This is a genomic window from Vreelandella nigrificans, from assembly GCF_002374315.1.
GTDB lineage: Bacteria > Pseudomonadota > Gammaproteobacteria > Pseudomonadales > Halomonadaceae > Vreelandella > Vreelandella nigrificans.
The window spans coordinates 1-23,346 of sequence record NZ_NWUX01000036.1 but is presented as its reverse complement, the minus strand read 5'-3'; the positions used below and the strand labels follow the sequence as shown (position 1 = coordinate 23,346).

Annotated in this window: 26 protein-coding genes; 5 read left to right on the top strand and 21 right to left on the bottom strand. The window is 50.2% G+C overall.

Annotated features, from left to right (window positions below):
* Nucleotides 1–17 precede the first annotated feature (17 nt).
* The 3 genes from CPA45_RS21720 to CPA45_RS21710 form a co-directional block, all read right to left on the bottom strand.
* The gene (locus CPA45_RS21720) at nucleotides 18–1,490 is read right to left on the bottom strand and encodes a TolC family outer membrane protein (protein WP_244287678.1); all 1,473 of its coding nucleotides are present in this window, start codon (nucleotides 1,488–1,490) and stop codon (nucleotides 18–20) included.
* 278 nt (nucleotides 1,491–1,768) lie between these two features.
* Nucleotides 1,769–2,656 (bottom strand): DMT family transporter, encoded by an 888-nt coding sequence (locus CPA45_RS21715; RefSeq protein WP_096655260.1) that lies wholly within the window; start codon nucleotides 2,654–2,656, stop codon nucleotides 1,769–1,771.
* Nucleotides 2,653–2,922 carry an Rdx family protein gene (locus CPA45_RS21710; protein WP_096655257.1) on the bottom strand — a complete coding sequence of 90 codons (270 nt, stop codon included), beginning with the start codon at nucleotides 2,920–2,922 and terminating at the stop codon, nucleotides 2,653–2,655. Before CPA45_RS21710 ends, CPA45_RS21715 begins: the two co-directional genes overlap by 4 nt.
* A gap of 531 nt (nucleotides 2,923–3,453) precedes the next feature.
* On the opposite strand from CPA45_RS21710, the gene CPA45_RS21705 reads away from it, so the two are divergent.
* The 3 genes from CPA45_RS21705 to ettA all read left to right on the top strand — a co-directional run bounded on the left by CPA45_RS21705 (nucleotide 3,454) and on the right by ettA (nucleotide 6,267).
* Nucleotides 3,454–3,888, top strand: coding sequence for a PAS domain S-box protein (locus CPA45_RS21705; RefSeq protein ID WP_096655255.1), 435 nt, complete (start codon nucleotides 3,454–3,456; stop codon nucleotides 3,886–3,888).
* Nucleotides 3,889–4,085: 197 nt separating this feature from the next.
* On the top strand, nucleotides 4,086–4,301 hold the full coding sequence (locus CPA45_RS21700; protein WP_096655253.1) for a PA3496 family putative envelope integrity protein: 216 nt from the start codon (nucleotides 4,086–4,088) through the stop codon (nucleotides 4,299–4,301).
* Nucleotides 4,302–4,605: 304 nt separating this feature from the next.
* Nucleotides 4,606–6,267 carry an energy-dependent translational throttle protein EttA gene (gene ettA, locus CPA45_RS21695; RefSeq protein WP_096655251.1) on the top strand — a complete coding sequence of 554 codons (1,662 nt, stop codon included), beginning with the start codon at nucleotides 4,606–4,608 and terminating at the stop codon, nucleotides 6,265–6,267.
* A gap of 88 nt (nucleotides 6,268–6,355) precedes the next feature.
* Here the strand turns inward: ettA and CPA45_RS21690 are convergent, their stop codons facing one another.
* The 7 genes from CPA45_RS21690 to phaR all read right to left on the bottom strand — a co-directional run bounded on the left by CPA45_RS21690 (nucleotide 6,356) and on the right by phaR (nucleotide 11,074).
* Nucleotides 6,356–6,514 carry a DUF1328 domain-containing protein gene (locus tag CPA45_RS21690; RefSeq protein WP_096655248.1) on the bottom strand — a complete coding sequence of 53 codons (159 nt, stop codon included), beginning with the start codon at nucleotides 6,512–6,514 and terminating at the stop codon, nucleotides 6,356–6,358.
* Between the two features lie 201 nt (nucleotides 6,515–6,715).
* Complete coding sequence (locus CPA45_RS21685) at nucleotides 6,716–7,360, bottom strand: 3-demethoxyubiquinol 3-hydroxylase (RefSeq protein ID WP_244287677.1); 645 nt, start codon at nucleotides 7,358–7,360, stop codon at nucleotides 6,716–6,718.
* Nucleotides 7,361–7,404: 44 nt separating this feature from the next.
* Nucleotides 7,405–7,746, bottom strand: a complete 342-nt coding sequence (locus tag CPA45_RS21680) for a histidine triad nucleotide-binding protein (protein WP_096655245.1) — start codon at nucleotides 7,744–7,746, stop codon at nucleotides 7,405–7,407.
* Between the two features lie 81 nt (nucleotides 7,747–7,827).
* Nucleotides 7,828–8,700 carry a phosphoribulokinase gene (locus CPA45_RS21675; RefSeq protein ID WP_078088216.1) on the bottom strand — a complete coding sequence of 291 codons (873 nt, stop codon included), beginning with the start codon at nucleotides 8,698–8,700 and terminating at the stop codon, nucleotides 7,828–7,830.
* Nucleotides 8,700–9,140: an acyl-CoA thioesterase gene (locus tag CPA45_RS21670; protein WP_096655242.1), complete on the bottom strand. Its 441-nt coding sequence runs from the start codon at nucleotides 9,138–9,140 to the stop codon at nucleotides 8,700–8,702. The genes CPA45_RS21675 and CPA45_RS21670 overlap by 1 nt, the downstream gene beginning before the upstream one ends.
* 49 nt (nucleotides 9,141–9,189) lie before the next feature.
* Nucleotides 9,190–10,476 (bottom strand): phosphoribosylamine--glycine ligase, encoded by a 1,287-nt coding sequence (purD, locus tag CPA45_RS21665; RefSeq protein WP_096655240.1) that lies wholly within the window; start codon nucleotides 10,474–10,476, stop codon nucleotides 9,190–9,192.
* A 133-nt stretch (nucleotides 10,477–10,609) separates the two neighbouring features.
* Nucleotides 10,610–11,074, bottom strand: a complete 465-nt coding sequence (gene phaR, locus CPA45_RS21660) for a polyhydroxyalkanoate synthesis repressor PhaR (protein WP_096655238.1) — start codon at nucleotides 11,072–11,074, stop codon at nucleotides 10,610–10,612.
* A gap of 134 nt (nucleotides 11,075–11,208) precedes the next feature.
* On the opposite strand from phaR, the gene CPA45_RS21655 reads away from it, so the two are divergent.
* Complete coding sequence (locus CPA45_RS21655; protein WP_096655236.1) at nucleotides 11,209–11,922, top strand: 16S rRNA (uracil(1498)-N(3))-methyltransferase; 714 nt, start codon at nucleotides 11,209–11,211, stop codon at nucleotides 11,920–11,922.
* 30 nt (nucleotides 11,923–11,952) lie between these two features.
* Here the strand turns inward: CPA45_RS21655 and rloA3 are convergent, their stop codons facing one another.
* The 11 genes from rloA3 to CPA45_RS21600 all read right to left on the bottom strand — a co-directional run bounded on the left by rloA3 (nucleotide 11,953) and on the right by CPA45_RS21600 (nucleotide 21,619).
* Nucleotides 11,953–12,510, bottom strand: coding sequence for a retropepsin-like aspartic peptidase RloA3 (gene rloA3 / locus CPA45_RS21650; protein WP_096655234.1), 558 nt, complete (start codon nucleotides 12,508–12,510; stop codon nucleotides 11,953–11,955).
* A 31-nt stretch (nucleotides 12,511–12,541) separates the two neighbouring features.
* Nucleotides 12,542–13,801: a lytic murein transglycosylase gene (locus tag CPA45_RS21645; RefSeq protein ID WP_096655232.1), complete on the bottom strand. Its 1,260-nt coding sequence runs from the start codon at nucleotides 13,799–13,801 to the stop codon at nucleotides 12,542–12,544.
* A gap of 181 nt (nucleotides 13,802–13,982) precedes the next feature.
* On the bottom strand, nucleotides 13,983–15,401 hold the full coding sequence (locus CPA45_RS21640) for a DASH family cryptochrome (RefSeq protein WP_096655230.1): 1,419 nt from the start codon (nucleotides 15,399–15,401) through the stop codon (nucleotides 13,983–13,985).
* 4 nt (nucleotides 15,402–15,405) lie between these two features.
* Nucleotides 15,406–15,561, bottom strand: coding sequence for a DUF2256 domain-containing protein (locus tag CPA45_RS21635; RefSeq protein WP_096655228.1), 156 nt, complete (start codon nucleotides 15,559–15,561; stop codon nucleotides 15,406–15,408).
* A gap of 185 nt (nucleotides 15,562–15,746) precedes the next feature.
* Entirely contained in the window at nucleotides 15,747–16,151 is a 405-nt protein-coding gene (mnhG, locus tag CPA45_RS21630) for a monovalent cation/H(+) antiporter subunit G (RefSeq protein WP_096655226.1), read from the bottom strand.
* Nucleotides 16,144–16,413: an MrpF/PhaF family protein gene (locus CPA45_RS21625; protein WP_078088224.1), complete on the bottom strand. Its 270-nt coding sequence runs from the start codon at nucleotides 16,411–16,413 to the stop codon at nucleotides 16,144–16,146. Before CPA45_RS21625 ends, mnhG begins: the two co-directional genes overlap by 8 nt.
* The gene (locus CPA45_RS21620) at nucleotides 16,413–16,886 is read right to left on the bottom strand and encodes a Na+/H+ antiporter subunit E (protein WP_096655224.1); all 474 of its coding nucleotides are present in this window, start codon (nucleotides 16,884–16,886) and stop codon (nucleotides 16,413–16,415) included. Before CPA45_RS21620 ends, CPA45_RS21625 begins: the two co-directional genes overlap by 1 nt.
* Nucleotides 16,883–18,481: a Na+/H+ antiporter subunit D gene (locus tag CPA45_RS21615; RefSeq protein WP_096655222.1), complete on the bottom strand. Its 1,599-nt coding sequence runs from the start codon at nucleotides 18,479–18,481 to the stop codon at nucleotides 16,883–16,885. The genes CPA45_RS21620 and CPA45_RS21615 overlap by 4 nt, the downstream gene beginning before the upstream one ends.
* Nucleotides 18,478–18,825, bottom strand: a complete 348-nt coding sequence (locus tag CPA45_RS21610) for a Na+/H+ antiporter subunit C (protein ID WP_078088227.1) — start codon at nucleotides 18,823–18,825, stop codon at nucleotides 18,478–18,480. Before CPA45_RS21610 ends, CPA45_RS21615 begins: the two co-directional genes overlap by 4 nt.
* Nucleotides 18,826–18,843: 18 nt before the next feature.
* Nucleotides 18,844–19,275, bottom strand: coding sequence for a Na+/H+ antiporter subunit B (locus tag CPA45_RS21605; RefSeq protein WP_096655220.1), 432 nt, complete (start codon nucleotides 19,273–19,275; stop codon nucleotides 18,844–18,846).
* Nucleotides 19,268–21,619 (bottom strand): putative monovalent cation/H+ antiporter subunit A, encoded by a 2,352-nt coding sequence (locus CPA45_RS21600; RefSeq protein WP_096655218.1) that lies wholly within the window; start codon nucleotides 21,617–21,619, stop codon nucleotides 19,268–19,270. The genes CPA45_RS21605 and CPA45_RS21600 overlap by 8 nt, the downstream gene beginning before the upstream one ends.
* Nucleotides 21,620–21,993: 374 nt before the next feature.
* Between CPA45_RS21600 and CPA45_RS21595 the strand changes: the two genes are divergently transcribed.
* Nucleotides 21,994–23,346 (top strand): proton-conducting transporter transmembrane domain-containing protein (locus CPA45_RS21595; RefSeq protein ID WP_279628833.1); only part of this gene is annotated, 1,353 nt, incomplete at its 3' end.

Genomic DNA, 23,346 nt, shown 5'->3' with positions numbered 1-23,346 from the left:
TAACGAAGACATATTGATTAACGGGCCTCACTAGGAAGCGCAGAGATGCCACGAGTGAAATCATCCAGTGTAAAACCACGTGGACCATCCACAGCACACGCCATTCTTATATTTTCTGCCATATCCTCGTAACCAAGCTCGCTAAGGGTCGGGATATCATCCCGTGTTACTTGCAGCGTTTGCATTAATTTGCCCATCGCTGCAAGGGTGCGTGCCTGCGCCAAGGTCAAATCGAACTGTGCATTGGAGTAGGCGCGACTGGCCTCAAAAAACTCATTCTCACTGTCTAGAACATCCAACAAAGTGCGTTGCCCAATATCAAACTGCTGCTGATAGGCTCCCCGCACTCGGTCAATCGATTGGCGGTGCTCATTGAGATAATTCAGCTGCTCACTTAAACGCTGAGTATCATTGTAGGCAATTTGCGTGGTCTGTCTAACATTTGTACAAGCTGTTTCTCGCTGATTTTCAGCCTGCTCAATACGTGTAGTCGCCGCATTAAATGCAGCTTGATCGGAACCACCACGGTACAGATTCATGCTGGCTACCAGTTGGATGCTGTGCTCATCCCGTCGGCCCGAAACCGAATCGCTTTGGTTATTGGTTCCTGTGCGACCTTGGATGTCTAAACGCGGCATATAGGCTGACCGCGCCCCCTCAAGTTCAGCCCGTTTCACAGCGATATTCTCAATAGCTGCATGGAACTCAGGATTGCCCTGAAAAGCCATTTCTATCGCTTGACTTACATCTCCTGGTAAGTCATTAGCCAGCGAAGGGGCTGGCAGCATATTTTGTGCTGGCAACGTTCCAACGATGCGCTGAAAACGAGCTGTCACATCATGAAGGTTGGAGGCCTCAGACATCAGGTTGGATTCAGCAAGCGCCAGCCTACCGCTTATCTGTTCTAAATCAACGCCCCGACCAGCGCCGGAGAGAGTTCGCTCTTCAATTTGCCGAAAGACACGCTGGTGTTCTCGATAGTTATCCTGAGCCAAGCGAACTAACTCTCGATGACGGAGCACATCGACATACGCCCGGAAAGCTTCAAGAGTGATCTCTTCACTTGCACCAAGCAGCTCAAAGTATGCAATCAATCTAGCACGGCTTAAGCGCTCAACTTCGCTACGTGTAGCAAAGCCATCAAATACCATCTGGTTAAGTGTTAATTCTGCAAAGTCTGAGCTGTAGCTACCGCGCCCATCATTTTGCTGGTCTTGCCGACCAACACCTGCAGTTACATCAATTGTCGGCAAATAGTTGCCTCTGGCGCCTCTGACGTCGCTACCTGAGGCGCTAAAATTCGACCACGCAGCATTGACTTGAGGATTTGTGATGATGGTTTGTTGAATAGTGCTTGATAGATCAGTGGTACCTGGAGCGTACAAACTTGCCGGCAGCGACTGTGCCATCGCAGAAAGCGGAAACAGTGCCAGTGTAGTGACCGTTAAAGGCCGGAAAGCGCGATGTGAAAATAAGTTTTTCAATTTCATTGTAACGTTGCCTTTCATAGCCATGATCCCCAGTGAACGTTTCCTGCTCTTAACGAGAAACAGCATGCTTTTTCAGTACCTTATACTGCCAGCTCGCCATTACTGCTCATCGGCACTTTTTCCCAACTCAAGCGCATATCATCAGCACCCAACCAAAGCGCCTCAGAAATAAGCATTAGCACCTTCAAACTAGCCTAATTTAATTGCATTAGCGCTACCAGGGCACCATGAAACCAAAAGTCACAAAACTTTACAATAAAATGCTTAAAAAAACATTCCTATTCGATTTTAACTATTCGACGGGCTGGAAGCTGTTGAAGCGCAAGTCCGAATAGAATCAACACTAAACCTACCAGTGTTGACACTAACAGTGGCTCACCCACCACAAAATAAAGCAGCAGCAATGAAACAGGAGGAGATAGGAAAATAAGGTTAGACACTTTGGCTGTGCGGGAGACTTTTTGCACCGCCATTTGCCAAAGTATGAAAGCGACTCCCATTTCAAAGAGACCAACGTATACACCCGCTCCAATGGCAGGCCATCCATGCCACTTAAAGCCAGGTCCTAACAACAGTAAGATCGTTAGTACGGGCAACCCAACGCTAAAATTTTGCCACTGTGCGATTAAGGGCTGGCGTGCATCCTTTACATTGAGTAACCAATAGAGAGCCCAAAGTAGTGTCGACGTTAGCGCCAACGCTACACCTAAAGGGTCTTCAAACGCGACGTTTATGACACGTCCTCGCGTCGCAATCACCCAAACACCAGAATAAGCCACCAAACCAGCCAACACATCTAATCGCGTTAAGCGCTGACCTAATATAGGTACAGCCAAGAATGCCATCGCCAGCGCCCACGTATAGTTCAGCGCCATTGCTTCTTGCCCAGGCAATCGATCATAAGCAGCGAAAAGCACTAGATAATAGGCAACAGGATTCATCATCCCCGCCCAAGCTGCAGTCTTCCAGCCACTACGTAGCGCCCACATTAGATTGCCTTGCTTTATCACTAACGCCCCCATCAGCATCCAAGATATCAATGCCGCCAACCACATCAGCTCTAATGGGCTCATCCAGCTCAGGGCAACTTTGAAGGCAGTGGCAACAGTGGACCACAAGGCAACGGCTCCTAGCCCGTATAAAATTGCTTGGCGGTCCTGACTCATCGGTCAAGATGCCCTAGATTGAGGTTTGGTTCGATATGATCTCGGACCTGTTGCTTAAGGGATTTAATATCTGGAAACCCACCGTCGCGTTTACGCTCCCATAGCAACTCACCATCACACCATATTTCAAATGTCCCCCCATGGGAGGGTGAAAGTGCTACTTCAGACAAGCGTTCGCCAAACGTTGAGAGTAGTTCTTGAGCGTACCAAGCACTACGCAGCAGCCACTGGCATTGCGTACAATAACGAATATGGATGCGAGACATCCCCGTCCCCCTATGCATGTTATTAAGGCTTCCTAGCAGTATTCTGTCACCTTATATTAGCAACAGCCAAGGAACCAGCATGGCCCAACATTGCGCATCTCAACTTCGCTGGCATGAGCGTCTGAAAAGAGAAGAACACAGCACCATAACTACCCCACTTCTCCCTCATTGGTTATAACGGGAGCCAGCAGGCTGCTAGAAAATAGCTTTTATGGGCAGTCCTCAGAAACAGCCTTCCAAGAGAGCCCTAACAAACAGCCCTATGAGATAGACCTAACTGATCGCCATAGTGGATTGCAATGCATGACAACGGCCGCCATGATGATGAGATAGGCAGCGGTAGTTAGCCGTTTTTGCTACTCTACCTTTATTTGGTAATGTGGAATTGTTTGGTGATTTGAAATGCCGCATAGTCCTGCATAACCATAAAGTCTGCACAACCATTAAAGCCTGCATAACCATAAAGAGAGCCTACGTTGCTAGACAACGCCATGGCTAGGGAAGAATGAGAGCAGCAACAGGAACCTATTGATGAAACGATCTCCCTTAATTAGCCCGGAGCTACTCGAACGCATTGTTGACGCTTCAGAAGATGGCATTGTCGTTGCAGAGCAAGAAGGCGACGAACATATACTTATCTATGTTAACAAAGGGTTTGAGCGGTTGACCGGCTATAGTGCCGATGAAATCCTTTATCGCGACTGCCGTTTTTTACAAAACGAAGACCGCGATCAAGACGCCCTTGTATCGATCAGGGAAGCATTGAAAGAGGGCCGTCCTTCGCGGGAAGTGCTGCGCAACTACCGTAAAGACGGCACGATGTTTTGGAATGAGCTATCGATCACGCCCGTCTATGACGAAGCAGATAATTTGATGTATTACATCGGCGTTCAGAAAGACGTGACAGAGCGCGTCGAAGCCCAACTGGCACTTGCCGATCTACAGCAACGGAAGCATGCTGAGTAGATTAAACTTACACAAATCAAAAATATTAACTTGCATTTCAACCCAGGCGACGTTATATAGCGGCTAAGCACTCACGAAACACTGACGTGCTGGGAGCTTCTTGACCAATCATCGTGCTAACAATGTATTGGCTAGCAAGGTATTAGACAGGAAGCCACTGTTATGCCGGCGTGCCGGCTTGGGTTGGAGGGCATACCATGAGCCGTGACCCCTTAAATCGTGAAACCTACACCGCCGATGCGCTTGATACTGATGAGTTTGATAACTTAGATGCCGTCAACGATGACCATTATGGCAAAAGCAAACCCAGCAAAGCAGATACGCTACGTGCTCGCCGTCAGGTAGAAGCATGGCTTGAAGAACGTAGACTACAGCGTGCTATTGAAGACGATTGGGATGAAGAAGAAGAGTAAGTCGATACAAAGCTCAAAACTTCAACAAGCTCTCGCTTTGGGCTTAATTGCCCCACCCTACTGCTAGTTAAACGTTATTTAAATCTGAGGAAGCTCGCTTCCTAGATAGTTTCACTAGCTCGGCAGCTTTTTTAATCGATAGCTTCTTTAAAAATACCGCTGCACCAAGAATCCAGAATAGCGCCTTTTAAGCTGCTATTCTGGTCTTTGTTTGCGCTGAGCACTATCATCTACGTTTTAAGCTCTACGTTTTAAGCCAGCACGCTGCTGAGCCTCTTTTTTTCCATCAACCAAACGGATTTCCATGGCGCAATACGTATTCACCATGAACCGGGTTGGCAAAGTTGTGCCGCCCAAAAAGCAAATTCTCAAGGACATTTCACTGTCGTTCTTCCCGGGCGCCAAGATTGGTGTTCTCGGCTTGAACGGTGCAGGTAAGTCCACACTGCTACGTATCATGGCCGGTGTCGATAAAGAGTTTGAAGGTGAAGCTCGTCCGATGCCAGGCATCAATGTAGGCTACCTCCCCCAGGAGCCACAGCTTGACGACGAAAAGAGTGTTCGCGATACCGTCGAAGAGGCTTTAGGCGCGATTAAAGAAGCTCAAGAGAAGCTGGACGCAGTGTACGCTGCTTACGCTGAGCCTGATGCTGACTTCGATGCCCTAGCAAGCGAGCAAGCACGCCTCGAAAACATCATCGAAGCTGCTGATGCTCACAACCTTGAGCGTAAACTTGAAGTCGCTGCCGAAGCGCTGCGTCTTCCCCCCTGGGACGCTAAGGTAGGCAACTTGTCGGGTGGTGAGCGTCGTCGTGTAGCCCTCTGCCGATTGCTACTTTCCAGCCCAGACATGCTGCTGCTCGACGAGCCTACCAACCACTTGGATGCAGAGTCGGTAGCGTGGCTCGAACGCTTCCTGCATGACTACAACGGCACTGTAGTTGCCATTACCCACGACCGTTATTTCCTTGATAATGTCGCGGGCTGGATTTTAGAGCTGGATCGTGGCCAAGGCATCCCCTTCGAAGGCAACTATTCTCAGTGGCTTGAGCAGAAAGATCAGCGCCTCTCCCAGGAAGCCAAGCAGGAAGCCACTCGCCAAAAAGCGATTAAGCAAGAACTTGAGTGGGTACGCAGTAACGCTAAAGGACGCCAGGCAAAAAGCAAGGCTCGCCTTAACCGTTTTGAAGAAATGCAATCTGGCGATTTCCAGAAGCGTAATGAGACCAATGAAATCTATATTCCGCCTGGTCCACGCCTGGGCGATAAGGTTATTGAGTTTCATAACGTGGCCAAACGTTTTGATGAAAAACTCCTCTACCAAGACCTTTCGTTTACCATTCCTCAAGGGGCCATCGTTGGTATCGTTGGCGGCAACGGGGCAGGTAAGTCAACTCTCTTCAAGCTAATCACTGGCAAAGAGCAGCCCGACGCAGGCGAAGTCGTTATCGGCGAAACAGTCAATATCGCTTACGTGGAGCAGCTTCGCGATGCGTTAGACGACAAGCAGACCGTTTGGGAGGCGGTATCAGATGGTCAAGACATTCTCAATATTAATGGCTATGAAGTCTCTTCTCGTGCTTACGTTGGCCGTTTCAACTTTAAGGGTAACGACCAGCAGAAGCGTTTAGATGAGCTTTCAGGCGGCGAACGCGGTCGCCTTCAGCTTGCACAAACGTTAAAGCAAGGCGCTAACGTATTGCTGCTGGATGAGCCTTCTAATGACCTGGACATTGAGACCCTACGCGCTCTTGAAGAAGCCTTGCTGGCCTTCCCTGGCTGCGCAATGGTGATTTCACATGACCGCTGGTTCCTGGATCGCATTGCCACGCACATTCTGGCATTTGAAGGGGATTCAGAGGTGGTCTTCTTCGATGGCAACTATACAGAATATGAAGAAGATCATAAAAAGCGGGTTGGCAACGACACTCCGAAGCGCATGAAATATAAGCGGATTGACGCTTAAAACGCCCTTTCTCGTCTGTAGCAAGCAAAAATACCTGCGTAGTAAAAAGCCCCTTATCAGGGGCTTTTTTCATTAATCTTTGGTTGCTTCAGCGGCGACGACCGGTGAATAACGACACCAAAAACAGAATGAGAAAGATCGCGAACAAGACCTGCGCAATGGTTGAAGCAACCCCGGCAATACCCGAGAAACCCAATACCCCCGCAACAATGGCGATAATCAAAAATAGCATTGCATTACCTAGCATCGTCTTACTCCTTTTCCATGGTGACGTTTATGCTATAGCCGACATTGGTCCTTTCAACCGAGCTGATGTAGAAGCACCTAGCTGGCACTCCCGCGGCCCCTACTTGCCTACCTTGCCGACACCTTTCTTTTACTGCCGCTTTGACTCTATTGATGGTTGGCTATAACACGCCATCCGTCAAGAAACGACGCAAACCAAAAGCTAAGTGTAGTAAGCCACTTTCAAGATGCCACCTGTAAAAATGCGAATCCCCCATTTGACCGGCGCAGGAAAGCGAGTACCACTGGCTTCCACAGAAAGTTGCGCATGATGCCGGTTGTCCGCGGCCATCTGCCGAAAAAGAGTTCGGGTGCGCTGATCACCTTCAGGTAACTGAGTCGATTGCTCATTTAACTGTTGGCTAATGAGCTCTTTTGTTACCGCGGCCACTCCCAAACCAAAACGATCGCTTATGGCACCGGCTGTTAAGCCCAAGCCCAGCGAGACGCCATAACAGGCAGGCATAAAATAGCTAGTGCGGCTATTGAGCTGGACAAGCCGCTGGTTACACCAGGCAAGGTGGTCGATTGTTTCCTGTTGCGAAGGCTCAACTTGTCGCCGCGATGCAGGTAATTTGATAAGCGCCATTTGTCCTTGACAGAACCCCTGCACGCTTACCGTAGCAAGGTGTGCCGATCGCACGACACCAGCCACATGACGCCTTTCAACATCGTCAAACGCCATTTCTGCCACTGCGGCAGAAGGATCAACTCGTCGCGTAATAACTGCATTAGACACCAACGTGCGTAAGGCATTATCCATATGAGTAATTAGACGATCTGAGCGACTCATCTGACGATCCAGCATAGCGCTTACTCCGTTAAGCAGTGTGTAGGCGTGTGTTGATAATTTTAGCCCGCTGGCCAGGTAAACTGACGCCCACCCATTAAATGCATATGAATATGGTAAACCGTTTGGCCACCCATTTCGTTGCAGTTCATGACAACACGATAGCCGTCATCCGCGAACCCTTGCTGCTTAGCCAAATACGCCGCGGTATATTGCAGGCGGCCTATGATAGCCAAATCTTCGGACTGAATATCGTTGAGCGTAGCTATATGCTTTTTAGGGATAATCAACTGATGAGTAGGTGCTTGAGGGTTTATGTCGTTAAAGGCGAGGACGTATTCATCCTCAAAGACGATATCAGCGGGAATTTCGCGGTTAATAATTTTACAGAACAGGCACTCCATAGCGGCCTCCTTCATTGTTGTAAGAGAGTGTAGAGAGCAAAACAGTTGTCAAAATAGTTGTATGATCGAAAGAGTAGCAGGCTAGCGAAAACGTCGCTGGGCAAGCAAATGGCGTACCAGTGGCGCTAAGATTAACTCCATCGCGAGTGACATACGCGCACCTGGAACGACTAACGTGTGCGGACGCGTCATAAAGGCGTCTTTAATCATCGCTAATAACCAGGGGAAGTCTACTGTTGACGGGTCTCTGAACCGAATCACAACGAACGATTCGGCATCAGTAGGAATATCCTGCACTTCGAAAGGGTTCGAAGTATCCACTGTAGGTACGCGCTGAAAATTAATATGCGTACGGGAAAATTGAGGCTGGATATAGCGCACGTAGTCATCCATACGGCCCAAAATAGTATCAATGACCGCTTCTTGAGAGTATCCACGCAGCTTAGTGTCGCGGTCAATTTTCTGGATCCACTCCAGATTCATTGTCGGCGCGACGCCTACCAACAGATCAACATGGCGAGCAATATCATACTCATGGGTCACTAGCCCACCATGTAGTCCCTCATAAAAAAGCAGGTCAGTGCCACAGGGTAACGACTGCCACTCGGTAAAGGTGCCAATACGGTAGCCTGCCTCAATTTTCTGCTTATCTTCTGCATGAATATAGTGACGAAAAGTCCCCGTTCCGTGTTCACCATATTCAATAAACAGCCCTTCCAACCGATCCAGCAGATTAGCCTCTACAGCAAAGTGAGAAAGCTCATCTTTACGCTCCGGCTCTTCACGAAACATGCGTTGCAAATCATCACGGGTATAACGGTGGAAAGCATCACCATCCACCATTGCAGCATGCACATCTTCACGAAGGAACATACGCTCAAAGCTGCGCCTAACCGTCGTGGTACCAGCGCCTGAAGAGCCAGTTATCCCAATGATTGGGTACTCCCGAGACATTAGATACCCCTCGCTTGCGCCAGGGCCTGTCTGACCTTCTCGGGCACATCAACCGGCCGTCCAGTGGAAAGGTCCAGTAGCAACTGGTTAACTCTGGCGGTCGCCACTACTTTGTCCGCCTCTGGGTTGCGAATGCGCTGGTATATCGTAAGCGCTTTACCGCCTGGTTCAGGTACTGCAGTTTCAATTACCAGTGCATCGGGCCAGCGAGCCTCATGTTGGTACTGTACCGCGAGGTCTACTACTATACTGGGGTAACTTTGCATATCCCATTCAGGTATACCAAGCGTTGCAAAAGCGTGAACCCTAGCCTCATGAAGCAGCGACACCAGGGCGTCATGCCCTAGATGCCAACTATAGTTCATATCAGTTACTCGCACCGTTAAGGGATGGCGATGAATAACTGCTGCCGCAGGAAAGTCCAGCGTAACACGCTCCATAATGGCTCCTTATAGGTGAGAAGATGCAGTGAAAAAGGGGTTGTAGTTTTTACTCTTCCCGGGCAATCGCACGAAATGCGATATCGCGACGGTACTCAACGCCCTCCCAGCGAATCGCATCGACTCCTTGGTAGGCTTGCCGCTGTGCTTCTGAAACACTTTTACCTAGTGCAGTTACACACAGCACCCGCCCCCCTGCTGTAGCGATATCGCCTTGAGCTGTTTGTGTAGTTCCCGCATGGAAAACTTTACACTGCGCTTCTTCAGCATCAACTAAGCCATGAATAACATCGCCTTTACGGTAGCTACCGGGGTAACCACCCGCCGCCATCACAACGCCTACCGCCGCTCGGCTATCCCACTCGCACTGCTTGCCAGCCAGCTCTCCGTTCGCGCCAGCTAAGCAAAGCGCCGCAAAATCGGAGGTCAAGCGTAGCATGATAGGCTGAGTTTCAGGGTCACCAAAACGGCAGTTGTACTCGATCACTTTAGGATTGCCTGCAGAATCAATCATAAGACCGGCATACAGAAAGCCCGTATATGCATTCCCCTCTTCCGCCATGCCTCGTACTGTGGGCAGAATAACTTGCTCCATGATACGTGCATCTACCTCAGGGGTAACCACTGGCGCCGGGGAGTAGGCTCCCATGCCTCCGGTATTCGGGCCAGTATCGCCATCATAGGCGCGTTTGTGATCTTGACTGGTGGCCATGGGAACCACGTTTTCCCCATCCACCATGACGATAAAGCTTGCCTCTTCGCCCTCAAGAAACTCCTCAATGACGACCCGAGCACCAGCATCACCAAAGGCGTTAGCTTCAAGCATATCGCGAATTGCCACTTCTGCTTCGGCCTCGCTCATCGCAACAATCACGCCTTTACCGGCGGCCAAGCCATCCGCTTTTATCACGATCGGCGCGCCCACTTCCGCCAAGTAAGCTAACGCTGGCTCTACTGCGGTAAAGGTTTGATAGTCGGCCGTGGGAATCTTATGGCGGGCCAAGAAGTCTTTAGTGAACGATTTTGAGCCTTCCAGCTGAGCTGCTTTTTGAGTCGGACCGAAAATTGTCAAGCCCGCAGCTTTAAAGCGGTCAACAACCCCCTCAACCAAAGGGGCCTCAGGTCCCACTACGGTTAAACCAACTTGTTCGCGCTGGGCAAACGCGACTAAACCGACCAAATCAGTAGCAGCAATATCAATATTAGTAAGTGCGGGTTCCGTTGCCGTTCCCGCATTACCGGGAGCAACAAACACCTGCTCAACATCGTTTGATTGTGCCAATTTCCATGCCAGTGCATGTTCACGGCCACCGCCACCTATCATCAAAACTTTCATGTTCATCCTTCTTAAACGGGAGAGCGCTTATGGCGCACATTATGCCACAACGCTGCCCCAAGTGGATTGATGAGTAATTAGAAGCCTGATATCTAGGCGGTATCGACAAGTAGTGGCTTAGTGGCCAACAACATCAGCTTTTTTTATCCTCACTCTCATCATCGTCCGCGTGGGGCGATTGATTTAGCGCATTCTGCCAAAAACGCATATTCTCTTCTGCCAGCTCGCGCATAAACTCTATAGGAGAGTGGCGCATGGCCTGCTTCCACTGGGTTTGCATACGCTTCTGTTGCTCTAGCATTAGCTGAGTACCTTGCTCAAGGTACCTCGCTAAAGGTAGAGGCGATGACATATCGTAAACACGAATTAACTGGGCCAGTAGGTCATTGGAAAACACCTCTGCCTCGTTATCTGCTTGCTCTTGCTCGATGATGATCGACAGCAGAATCGTGCGCGTTAAGTCTTCGCCACTTTTAGCATCCTCGACGCGAAAAGGCTCTTCTTCGATAATTAAACGTCGTAAATCCTCAAGCGTTACATAACGGCTTTGTTGAGTATCGTATAATCTGCGGTTGGCATACTTGCGAATTACGCGCACTGCGTATCTCCTTAAACGCGATAGAGGCTTTTGTCGCCGTTGCTGATATTGTGCCTGCAACACACGCTCATGCAAGCCAGCTTAACTGATTCGTAGCGTTAAGCGAGCCTCTCTTTTGACCAATAGACGACCACATGAACCTAATTTTACTTTCCCCTGATGACATAGGGGCCGACCACTACGCCCGGATTACCGACACACGCCGCCTCAAACACTTACTCGAAGTGCACCGTGCCAGTGCAGGTGAAAATTTTAGTGTCGGTATCCAAGGCGGCAACATGGGTAAAGCCGAACTGGTTGAGCTAAGCAGTGAACAGGCTGTTTTCTCGTTAAATAGCCTAGAGGAGCTACCGCCACCTCCGCTACCTGTACATCTGGTACTGGCTCTGCCTCGTCCCAGGATGCTGGCCCGTACTTTAGAGCACGTAACCACCCTTGGGGTAAAAGAGATCACCCTATTGCACACCAAGCGGGTTGAGAAAAGCTATTGGCAGTCACCAGAGCTACGCCCAGAAAAAATCTACCAACACCTTATTTTAGGCTTGGAGCAAGCAAAAGACACCCTCTTGCCTACGGTTCACCTGCGTAAAGGATTTAGGCCTTTTATCGAAGAGCAGCTACCAGCCTTGCTTGCCAAGGGACGTGGCCTACTGGCCCACCCAGGTATGCCTCATGCCTGCCCCAGGGGGATTAGTGACAAAACACTGCTACTGGTCGGTCCTGAGGGAGGGTTTATCGACTGGGAAGTAGAACAACTGCTAACCGCAGGCTGCGAGGGCATGCATCTTGGCCCTCGCATCTTACGGGTAGAAACCGCTGTTACAGCGCTTTTATCGCGACTATTTTAATGCGCCGCTAAGCAGTACATATCCAAATGCTCAGGACTGCTCGTCCTCAGGATCGTGGGGGACGTATTCCGCGTTCTCTCCGCACTCTGGACTCTGCATAAATGTACTACGCACATCGAGCAAGCCTAAGTGGCTGATAGTACGCCGCCCAAGAAGCAGCGGGTAAATCATCTCATCACGGTCACGCAGGCCGAACTGCTCCTCATAAATCGTATCACCTAGACAAACATCCATCAGCACGACTGGGCGCTCATCGCGCCCACCAGCACCACGTACCGCCAGCTCTCGATAGAGTGGCCGCTCGATTTGATCACTAAAGGTTTCACCACTTCCTTGGTCCTCGAGCTTGAGGCGAAAACGCACCCACTCCTCGCCCGCTTTCTCAAAGAGTTCAATGTCTCGGGCATCTAGCGACGAGGTAAGCGCCCCACTGTCTAATTTAGCTTTAACAGCAATCCCCCATGGCTCAATAGTTGCATTTTCAACCCAGCCAAATACGACAGGCTCTTCGGCCGCTACATTAACACTAACGGCTAACGTGGTTGCTAGAGCGCCCGCCCCCACTAGGCCTAAAAACGTTTTACCCATTGCATCTCGTCCTTGGTGATAAATTAACAAATTAGCGAAGCAAATCCAGCAACGCTTGGGTCGCAAAGCCATCCGGTATCAGGCCTTGATCACGCTGAAAAGCACGCACACCTGCTCGCGTATTAGGCCCCATAATGCCGTCAGCACCACCGACCGAGTAGCCAGCATTGTTCAAACGTTGCTGAAGCATCTTGACATCATTACGAGTTAAAGGTGCCTGATCTCTTGGCCAAGGCTGGGTAATACCAGAACGTCCTGCAATTGCATCAGCTAGAGTGGCAACAGCTAAAGCGTAACTAGTGGCATTGTTGTAACGCAAAATAGCTCGAAAATTGGCCCCAACTATAAATGCAGGCCCTTCTGCTCCAGCAGGCACTATCACAGCAGCACTATCGAACGAGGGCAGTTGACCACTTACGGCACGCACGCCTTGTGAAGCCCACTCAGCGCTGCTTCGGCGCTCAGTTTGCGCGTAATCAAAGGAGTCTGGCAACACAACCTCAGCCCCCCAAGGCTGGCCTGGTTGCCAACCAGCCCGAGCCAAATAGTTGGCTGTTGACGCCATTACATCTGGAATACTTCCCCAAATATCGCGACGACCATCGTTGTCACCATCGACCGCATAGGCTTCAAAGCTGCTCGGTATAAACTGAGTGTGCCCCATTGCACCAGCCCAAGAGCCTTTCATCTGCTCAGCGGCAATATCACCTTGGTCAATAATTCGCAACGCGGCTAAAAGCTCCCCTCGTGCAAAATCACGTCGACGGCCATCGTAAGCTAAGGTGGCCAAAGACTCTAAGGTTGAAAAATCGCCAAAGTTACTGCCATAGTTACTTTCAATGCCCCAGATCGCCACAATGATTTCTGCAGGCACACCATAACGTTGCTGCATCTCTAGTGCAGTAGCGCGGTGCTGTTCAAGCTTCTCCCGACCATTATTGATACGCGTGTTGGAAACCGCTGTATCCAGGTAGCCCCAAATAGGACGAACAAACTCAGGCTGATGGCGGTCAAGCTCAATAACACGCTCACGATAACGTAGACCATCAAACGCAGAAGCAAGAGTTGCTTCACTAATCCCCTGCGCAGCGGCGTAGCGCCGAAACTCGCTTAACCATTGATTGAAATTCGCATAGCGAAACTCCTCGGCAGCTCGCGAATCCACTTCGGTCATTAGCCGCTGACTCGCCTGAGCAGTATCACTTGATAGCGAAGCTGCCCCTGTAGCAAGCACTAATGATAAACAAAGCGCTGCACCCGATCCAAATGAACCTTTATTTTTCAAAGACATAGCAACAATCTCTCAGCAATCCTTAGCGTGAGTCTGATAATGACGTAGAAAGCCTACAGATACTAGGGCCTATTGATGCTACGCGCTAGCCGCGCAAGCGGAACAGCTGCAGTCCGTGAAGGAGAAGCCCCCAGGCTAAGCGACAATCACTGTGCTGCAAATTCATTAGCTACCTCCTTACCTATTCATCGGTCTCTTCAAGCTCAGTACGAGCAATTAACCAATGCTGCCATTCATTAGGTATGACGCAAGGCAGGGAGAACTGAGACGGCGCTACACGCCAAGGCTGATGGCGCTCTACACCAGAGGGTAAAAGCTCTAGCATAGGTAGCCAGTGCGCCACATAAAGGCCTTTTGGGTCATAGTGGCCAGCCTGCTTTAGCACGTTAAAATACCGATCCTGGCGTGGGTCTCGCCCCACTCCCGAGATATATCTCCAGTTCCCCCAATTACTAGCAACATCATAATCAATTAGGCAGTGTTCAAACCAATAAGCGCCTAAACGCCAATCCACCTGTAAATCTTTTACTAAAAAGCTGGCCACATTTTGGCGAGCCCGATTAGAGATCCAGCCGGTGTGATACAGCTCAAACATGGCGGCATCGATAAAAGGCACACCAGTAGTAGCAGTACGCCACAAATTGAACGCCTCATTTGGCTCAGGTAGCTGTTTAAAGCCAAAAAGTGAGCGGCCCTCTTGCTGAGCAGTACGATGAAAATAGTCGCGCCACAGTAATTCAAAAATAATCCAGTAGCTCGACTCACTGTTACCATTTTCGGCTTCCCATGCCTTTACTTCCTGGTGTACTTGACGCGCTGATAAGCACCCTCGCGCCAACCATGGAGAAAAACGAGTTGAAAAGTTTGCGCCCAACAGGCCATTACGCGTTTTTTTATAGGACTCAGCACCATTATGGCGCCACAAATAGCTCTTCAGCCTATCCTGGGCAGCCGATTCGCCCCCTACAAATATGAAACTTTGGCGATCATCAGGCTGCCAAGAATCACTCTCTTGGCAAACTGATTTGAGCGGCGGAAAACCACGTGGCGCCTCAGGCCATGATGGTAAAGTCACCGGTGCAGGTTTGGGGGAAGATATAGGGCAATATTTTTCAACACACCTACGGAAAGCGGAGAAGCTAGACGGTAATGACTCGAGTTCAAACGGCAATGCCTCAGCATCAATCAAGTAACCGCTATCGACACAGTCTAGATAAGTGGACTCAGGCAGTTGTTGGGCCACTTCATTAATATGCTGTATTTCTTCACTACCCGATTGATCTACCACACGGACTTGCCTAGCGTTAAGTGACACTGCAAGCTGCACAACAACCTCGACGGGATCGCCGATCCGCACTAAAAGATCACTACCACGCTGCAGAAGCTCACCTCGTAATTCCATCAAGCTTTGCCACAGAAAGCGTAGCCGAGCTGGCCCCAGTCGTAGAGCAGGTTCTCCGGGCAGGCATGGCTGCAACCAGCGCTGATCCAACACATAGAGACACAGCAATTGATCAGGTGGAGAATCAAACTGCAGTAACGGATTATCAGCTATCCGCAGATTGTCTTGCAGCCAGACAATGTCAATCGCACTGTTCATGCTCTTACCTCCTAGGCGTGCCGGGCTGCCTAGACTCTCGCCGGCAGCGCTCGCTGCAAAAGCGAACCTCATCCCAACAGCGCGTCCACTTTTTTCGCCAAGTAAACGGGCGCAGGCAGTGGGCGCACTTTTTTTGCGGTAAATTTTGCTTACTGTGCATGGCCCCATCTTTATGTGTATACGCATACTAATTCAAAACATAGACACCAAGATCCACACAATACAACTATTGCACATGAAAAATCATCACCATTTTGTTCTACTTACTAGCTCTAGGCGTAAAAAAAGCCACCTCATCGGGTGGCTTGTGTCTAGACAAATTGCTGTGACAACTTTGCTCGTTAGTTAACTAGGATCCGTATTACGCGGTTGCCGTTTGGCATTTTCGTGGGTTTCAAGACCGCTTTTCAGCTCATGGGTTAACGGGTCATAGTTAGGGCGCAACTCATCCTTAACTGTACCACTCCATAGCCGTGAGCCAACAAAGTAGGCTGCCCGGCCAATTACGTGAGCTGCTACCGGTGCTGTCATCAAAATAAATACAATGATGGCAAACGAGCGGGCAACTACCCCCACTTCGGCAAAATGCATGGCCGCCGCCAGCATAATTAAAATCACCCCAAGCGCTGCTGCCTTGGTAGTGGCATGCATACGGGTCAACAGGTCCGGCAAACGTAGCAGGCCGATGGCCGCTAACAGCATGAAGAGCGACCCCGCTATCAGCAACGTGCCTTTAATAAACTCAATCATCCCTTGGCCCTCCGCGTTCCAAAAATCGTGCAAAGCCAATAGCCGCCAGAAAGCCCATTAAGGCAATAACAATAGCCGCATCAAGAAAGCTCGCCACACCAGATTGAATGGCGTAAACCCCGACCAAGCCAACAACGGTTGTTGAGAATAGCTCTAGCGCTACAACGCGATCTGGAAGGCTAGGGCCTCGCACAACCCGTACAAACGTGAGTACTAGCGCCAAGCCCATAATGACTTGGCTAATTAAAATAACGGTATCCATTAACGAAATAACTCCAGTGCTCGACGCTCCATATTCTTCAGATTGCGCCGTAATTCATCTTCATCATCCAAAAACATCGCATGGATATAGAGCACTTTGCGGTCATCAGAAACATCAAGGCTTAGCGTTCCTGGCGTTAACGAGATCAGATTGGCCACCATGGTAATTTCCATCTCAGTGCGAGCAGAAAGCGGCATTGCAATGACGCCGGGCTGCATGTGCCAGGGAGGCGTTAACACGTCAAACGCAACGCGCAGATTGGCTTGTATCAGTTCTTTGATAAAAAAACATAAGAAGCCAATAATGCGCGGCACTCTTACAGGATAGCCTTTAAGAGAAGCGACCTGAGGCTCAATAAGTACTAGCGCAATGTAGCCAAAGATCATGCCTACTAACAGGTTTAGGCCCGAAAAATCACCGCTCAGCAGTACCCAGGCCAAGCCTAGCAGAAGGTTCCAAATTGCACCGGTCATGGTGTCTCCTCCATGCTCTCGCCCACTAAATCCGCCTGAGTGCCGGGTGTTATTAATGCCGACTCAGCGCTAGCAGAAGCCCCCAAAACCGCTTCAATATAGTCAGTTGGCGTCATCAACTGATCACCGATAAGGTTCATTACCAGCATAATGGGTTCCGCAAACACACCTATCAGCAACGACATTACAGCTAGCACTATCACAGGCAGGTACATCATCCACAGGCTGGGCTTTAAAAGCCTTCCATCATCGCCTACCGGCGTTTGCGATGGAGGCACATGGTTATCTTCTGGTAGTGCCTTCCAAAATACTTCGTTCCAGATTTTCACCATTGAGTAGAGCGTCATAAAGCCTACTGCTAGTGCAATACCGGTCGCTACATAAGCCTCTGCCTCCAAACCAGCGCGCACCAATACAAACTTGGCAAAGAAGCCGGAAAGTGGAGGAATGCCTGCCAGTGAGAATGCGGAAATAAAGAAAGCAACGGCCAACCAGGGACGCTCACGATATAGCCCACCCATCTTTTTAAGCTGATAGGTTCCCTGCAGGCGGTGTGTAATACCGCTAATCAAGAATAGGTTCGTCTTCACGACAATGTTATGCACGATGGCAAACACACCACCGGCAATAGCCAACGGAGTGTAAAGCGCAAGCCCAAGGATCATGTAGCCGATCTGGCTAACAATGTGAAAAGAGAGGATGCGCCTAAATTCATACTGCGCGGCGGCACCTAGCACCCCTGTGACCATGGTGAGCACAGCCCCCCAGAGCATAATGTCTTGAAGGTAACCCATGGTTTGATCAAACATCAGCGTAAACACACGGAACAGTGAGTAAACACCTACTTTTGTTAACAAACCAGCAAATAGAGCCGACACTGCTACTGGCGGTGTGTGATAAGAAGCTGGTAACCAGAAAAACAGCGGGAAAGCGGCTGCTTTAATACCAAAAGCCACCATAAACATCACGGCCAGCACTTCTACCATGCCGCTATGCTCAGCTTCGTTCAGGCGCAGCGCAATATCAGCCATATTGAGCGTGCCTACCGTGCCGTATAGCAAACCGATGGCGGTTAGAAAAATAACCGATGCCAAAAGGTTTAGGGTCACGTACTTAATGGCGCCTTCCATCTGTGCCCGTTCGCCACCCAAAATCAGCAGCGCAAACGAGGCAACAAGCATCACTTCAAACCAAACGTAGAGGTTAAAAATATCACCTGTTAAGAATGCGCCTGCCACCCCTGCTAGTAAAAGATGCATCAGGGGATAGTAGCCAAACTTCTCATGTCCGCGACCGGTCGAAGCCAGCGAATAAATCCCCATCGCCAGGCCAATAATGCCGGTCATCAGTATCATGACTGCGCTAAGCATATCTGCAATCAGCGTGATGCCAAAAGGCGCAGGCCAACTACCCATTTGCATGGTGACGTAGCCGTCAGAGAGCACCGCGAAAAATAGCCATAAGCTAACCAGCAGAAGCGCTACGTTGCCAGCCACTGCAATAAAGCGCTGCATGGGGCGTGAGCGCCAAAAAAGCAGTGAAATTGCTCCAGACAGCAGTGGCAACAGAACGGGAAGTGCAACTTCAGGCCTCACGTGTCAGTATCCTTCATCTTGTCCAAATCATCTGCCTTAACAATTTCATAAGCGCGGCGAATCAACACCACAGCAAAAGCGAGCACCCCAAAGGCGATAACGATTGCTGTCAGTACAACAGCCTGGGGCAGCGGGTCAGCCACCTCCCCCACTGGCTGCAGCATGCCCTCAGGTATTAAGGGTGGCGCACCCCGAGTCATTCCTGCAGTTGTAAAAATAAGCAAATTGGCCGCGTTAGAGAGTAACAATAAGCCAATCACCAACTTTACAATTGAGCGACGAAGCATCATAAAAATGGCGGCGGCATACAGTAGCCCAATCGCCAATGCCATTAGCGGTTCCATACTTGGCCTCCTGTTAACTTAAGGTTCATCCTTATCCACCTCCATCAAGGCCATGACCATACCCATTACCGAACCAAGTACTGCTAGGTACACACCCACATCAAAGATAAGTGGGGTAGAGGCTTTAAAGTCAATAACGGGAATTGTCCACCACTGAGCGGTTAGAAATGGCTGCCCCATAAACCACGCAGGCACGACCGATACCATGCCAAGCAGCAACCCCACACCAATTAAGTCGCGGGGGTCCAACATGCGAAGAACTTCCTTAGTGGCGCTTACACCAAATGCAAACAGATAGAGCGTGAACGCGCCTGCGGCCACTAGCCCTGCAATAAAGCCTCCACCTGGCTCATCGTGCCCACGCAGCAATAAAAAGACCGAAAACATTAACTGCAACGGCATTAAAAAGCGTGCTGCCGTATTGAGAATAATGGTGCCTGACTTAACCATCGTACGGCTCCTTAATACTATTTTTTTCGCCATCATTGGCCTTGCTGTCACCGCCATTGTCATGGCGTAGTTTCAGCATGGCGATTACCCCAATGGCTGCCAGGGCGAGTACAAACATTTCACCCAGCGTATCAAGCGCACGGTAATCCACCAGAATGACATTTACGATGTTGCGGCCGTGTGCGAGCGGTGCGCTGTTTTCCACCATGTAAGCTGAAATAGTTTCAAACTGATCAATACTCCATGCTGTCATGATTAATAGGAAAACCAGCACCCCCATCATGGCCGCTACGACGCCATCACGAATGCGCTCAAGACTGGTTGAAAGGCTAGAGAAACGAGGTAAACGGAAGAGCACCAACACCAACAGGATAACGGTAAGCGTCTCCACTAACAGCTGAGTTATCCCCAGATCAGGAGCGCTAAAGAGGATAAATATCAGTGCGATAGAGAAACCCATAATACCGACGGAAACCACCGCACCTAGCCGCGAGCGAGAGATCGTCGCAAATAGTGCCCCCATCACCATAGTGCCCACGACAATGATTTCGTGAAAGCGAATATCTAATACAAACGCTATCTGAGGCGAATGACGAAGTAGGATTGAGTTACTGATTAATGCAATAAGCACCAACAGCATAACGAGAATATAGTTGCGCATGTAGCCGTTTTGCAGCAAATGTGTTTGCCACTCAGAGAAGCGTACAACCCCATTCATCAAGCTTTCGTAACCAGCCTCAGGCCCATGGCGCATCACCGGTGCCAATACTGAAAGTTTTGCGCGAACGCTATCCCAGCGCTTAAACAGTAAAAAGCCCAGCCCAAGGCTCACCACCGACGTGATTAACGCGGCATTAATGCCATGCCAAAGCGAGAGTGAAACCGCAAGCGGCTGCCCAGACACTGCTGTGGCAGCGGCGGTTAATAGTGCATCCCCCCCCAGCATCGCAGGGAACAGACCCAAAGATAGAGAGCCAACCACCAGTAAGCCTGGCCCTAACAACATGCTAACGGGCGCCTCATGGGGAGTCTTTGGCGTTTCATGGCGGTGACCATAAAATGGCCTAAGAGCAATAATTGCTGCTACCGCAATCGTCAGGATGGCAGATACAAACGCAAACAGTATCAATAAGGCTCTGAAGCCATCAGCACCGAACACAGCCTCAAGCATCAACTCTTTACCGATAAACCCAAAGAGCGGCGGCACGCCAGCCAGTGAAAGCGCCGCTATCAGGGCAATGGCCGCGGTTATCGGCATCTGCTGGCGTAACCCACCCATAGCCGTTACATCTTTGGTGCCTGTCTCATGATCCAAAATACCGGCCACCATAAAGAGCGCACCTTTATACATGGAGTGGCCAAGCAAGAAAGTGACAAAGGCAGTCATTGCATAGTCAGTGCCAATCCCCACCAGCATGGTTAAGGTGCCCAACGCCATAATGGTCGAGTAAGCCAATAATTTCTTGATATTGGTATGTTGGATCGCTAAAAAAGCGCCCGTTAACATAGTGGTTGCGCCAACAACAGAGAGAATCCCCACCCATAACGCCGTACCGCCTAACTCGGGCTGCAAGCGTGCCAACAGGTAGATGCCTGCTTTAACCATGGTGGCAGAGTGTAGATAAGCCGAAACCGGGGTGGGGGCTGCCATGGCGTTGGGCAACCAGAAATGAAATGGAAATTGGGCTGACTTAGTAAATGCGCCGAGCAGTAAGCAAATCAACATCGGTGTATAGAGAGCATGCTCGCGTAGATCACTCTCCATCTGGCCAATCTCTGCAAGTGACCAACTGCCACTAGCTACACCAAGCAGCACTAAACCGGCCATAAGCGCAAGCCCGCCCGCTACCGTAACAAACAGTCCCTGACGGGCGGATTTACGTGCTTCGATATCGGTATGGTTAAAGCCGATCAGCAGGTAGGAAGTAATACTGGTGAGCTCCCAAAACACAAACAGAGTTAGCAGCCCATCAGCCAGCACCAGCCCCAGCATTGAAACCATGAAGGCCAACAACGCTATGTGGAAACGCGCAATATCCACATGCCCTTTTAAATAGCCCCCTGCGTAAATCAACACACAGGTGCCAATGACGGTTATTAGCAGGCCAAAGAGCAGTGACAGCCCATCAAGCATAAACGTCAGGCTAATGCCTAACGAGGGTACCCACTGCCATTCCAGTAGCAACGGGCCGTCATTGAGTACAGAAGGAGCCTGGCTGATTAGCCAAGCAGCCATCATGGCTGGGTATAGCGCCAGCACCGTGCTTGCCCGATGGCCAAACCAGCGGTTAAGCAATGGTGACGACGCGGCCAGCACAAATCCCATTAATACGGCGAGTTGCATCTAGCGAAATCTCCTGAGTAACAAACTGCTTTCCCGTATGGAAAACCATGCGGCATGATACCTTCGTACTATTATCTAACGCTGCTGAAAGCCATTGGAGTGCACCTCCAGGATCGATATAACACTAAAGTGCGTTAGGCGTTAGTCGCCTACCGCCTAGGCGGCAGCCTCTGTAGACTTGGCGTCGTTAGCAGACAAGACCGTGTTAGATAACAGAATTCTTCAAGCCGTAAACCTTATATCAGGCACCGGCGGCTTACCAGCCATGTATCTTAACGCGCCTTTTTGGCTATCACTAACCCCTAATCCCTTATCAGCAGCGCAGACTATTTTAAATAGCCTCCCGCTGCCGCCCAGAGTGTGGAACGCTAGCAATGCCGCTGCTATGGATACCACTGTTAACCCTGGTTGGCACCTTAGTGCCTTTACTCACTGCCTCCCGCGGGCGCCTAATCTGCACTATCGCAACGACGGCTGTTCCTGTTACTGCCCTCGCCCTACTACTAAGCCACCTACCCACACTGCTTAGCGGCGGCACTGTATCACAGCAGTTGAACTGGATACCGTTACTAGGGCTAGACTTGGCCTTAAGAGTTGACGGCCTAACCCTACTGTTCGCGCTGCTCATCCTGGGAATCGGAAGCCTGATTATTATTTACGCAGGCTATTATCTGGCCAGCAGCGAGAATGATGCTCGCTTTTTTTCCTACATGATGCTGTTCATGACTGCCATGCTTGGCATCGTCATGGCCGACAATTTACTGCTGCTGTGGCTATTTTGGGAACTCACTAGCATTGCCTCCTTTTTGCTGATTGGTTTTTGGGGGCATCGCAGCGACGCACGACGCGGGGCGCGCATGGCGCTAACCGTCACCGGCGCCGGTGGCTTAGCACTGCTTGCAGGCATTCTGCTAATTGGTCACGAAGTCGGCAGTTTCGCACTGCCTGACGTGCTAGCCGCGGGCGATCAGCTGCGTCAGGCATCAACTTATCCGGTCATCATGATATTGGTGTTACTGGCTGCCTTTACGAAGTCGGCCCAATTCCCTTTTCACTTTTGGTTGCCCCACGCTATGGCGGCACCGACCCCCGTATCGGCCTACTTGCACTCTGCCACCATGGTAAAAGCGGGTATTTTTCTACTCGCTCGATTGCACCCAGCGTTAGGTGACACATCCCTGTGGGCGGTCAGTCTAACACTAGTGGGCCTGGCAACTCTCGTTTACGGAGCCTGGTTTGCCTTATTAGAACGTGATTTAAAAGGTATTTTAGCCTTTTCAACAGTTAGCCATCTGGGGTTGGTGGTACTACTGCTTGGCTTAGATACTCCCCTAGCTATTGTTGCGGCCTTGTTCCACATTCTTAACCACGCCCTGTTCAAAGCGACTCTGTTTATGAGTGCTGGCATCATTGACCATGAAACGGGTACCCGAGACATACGACGACTGGGGGGATTATGGTCGCTCATGCCTATTACCGGCACATTAACCCTAATGGCTGGTGCCGCTATGGCAGGGTTCCCACCATTCAATGGTTTCTTGTCCAAAGAGATGCTGCTTACCAAAGCACTAGCAAGTGAATTATTTGGTGGCCTGGGAAGCGTTATTCCGTTGTTGGTATTGGCCGGGGCGACGCTATCCGTAGCTTACTCACTACGCTTGGTTTACTGCGTATTTTTTGCCGCAGCGCCACAGGCTAGTTCGCCCGCCCCCCATCCCCCCCACGAC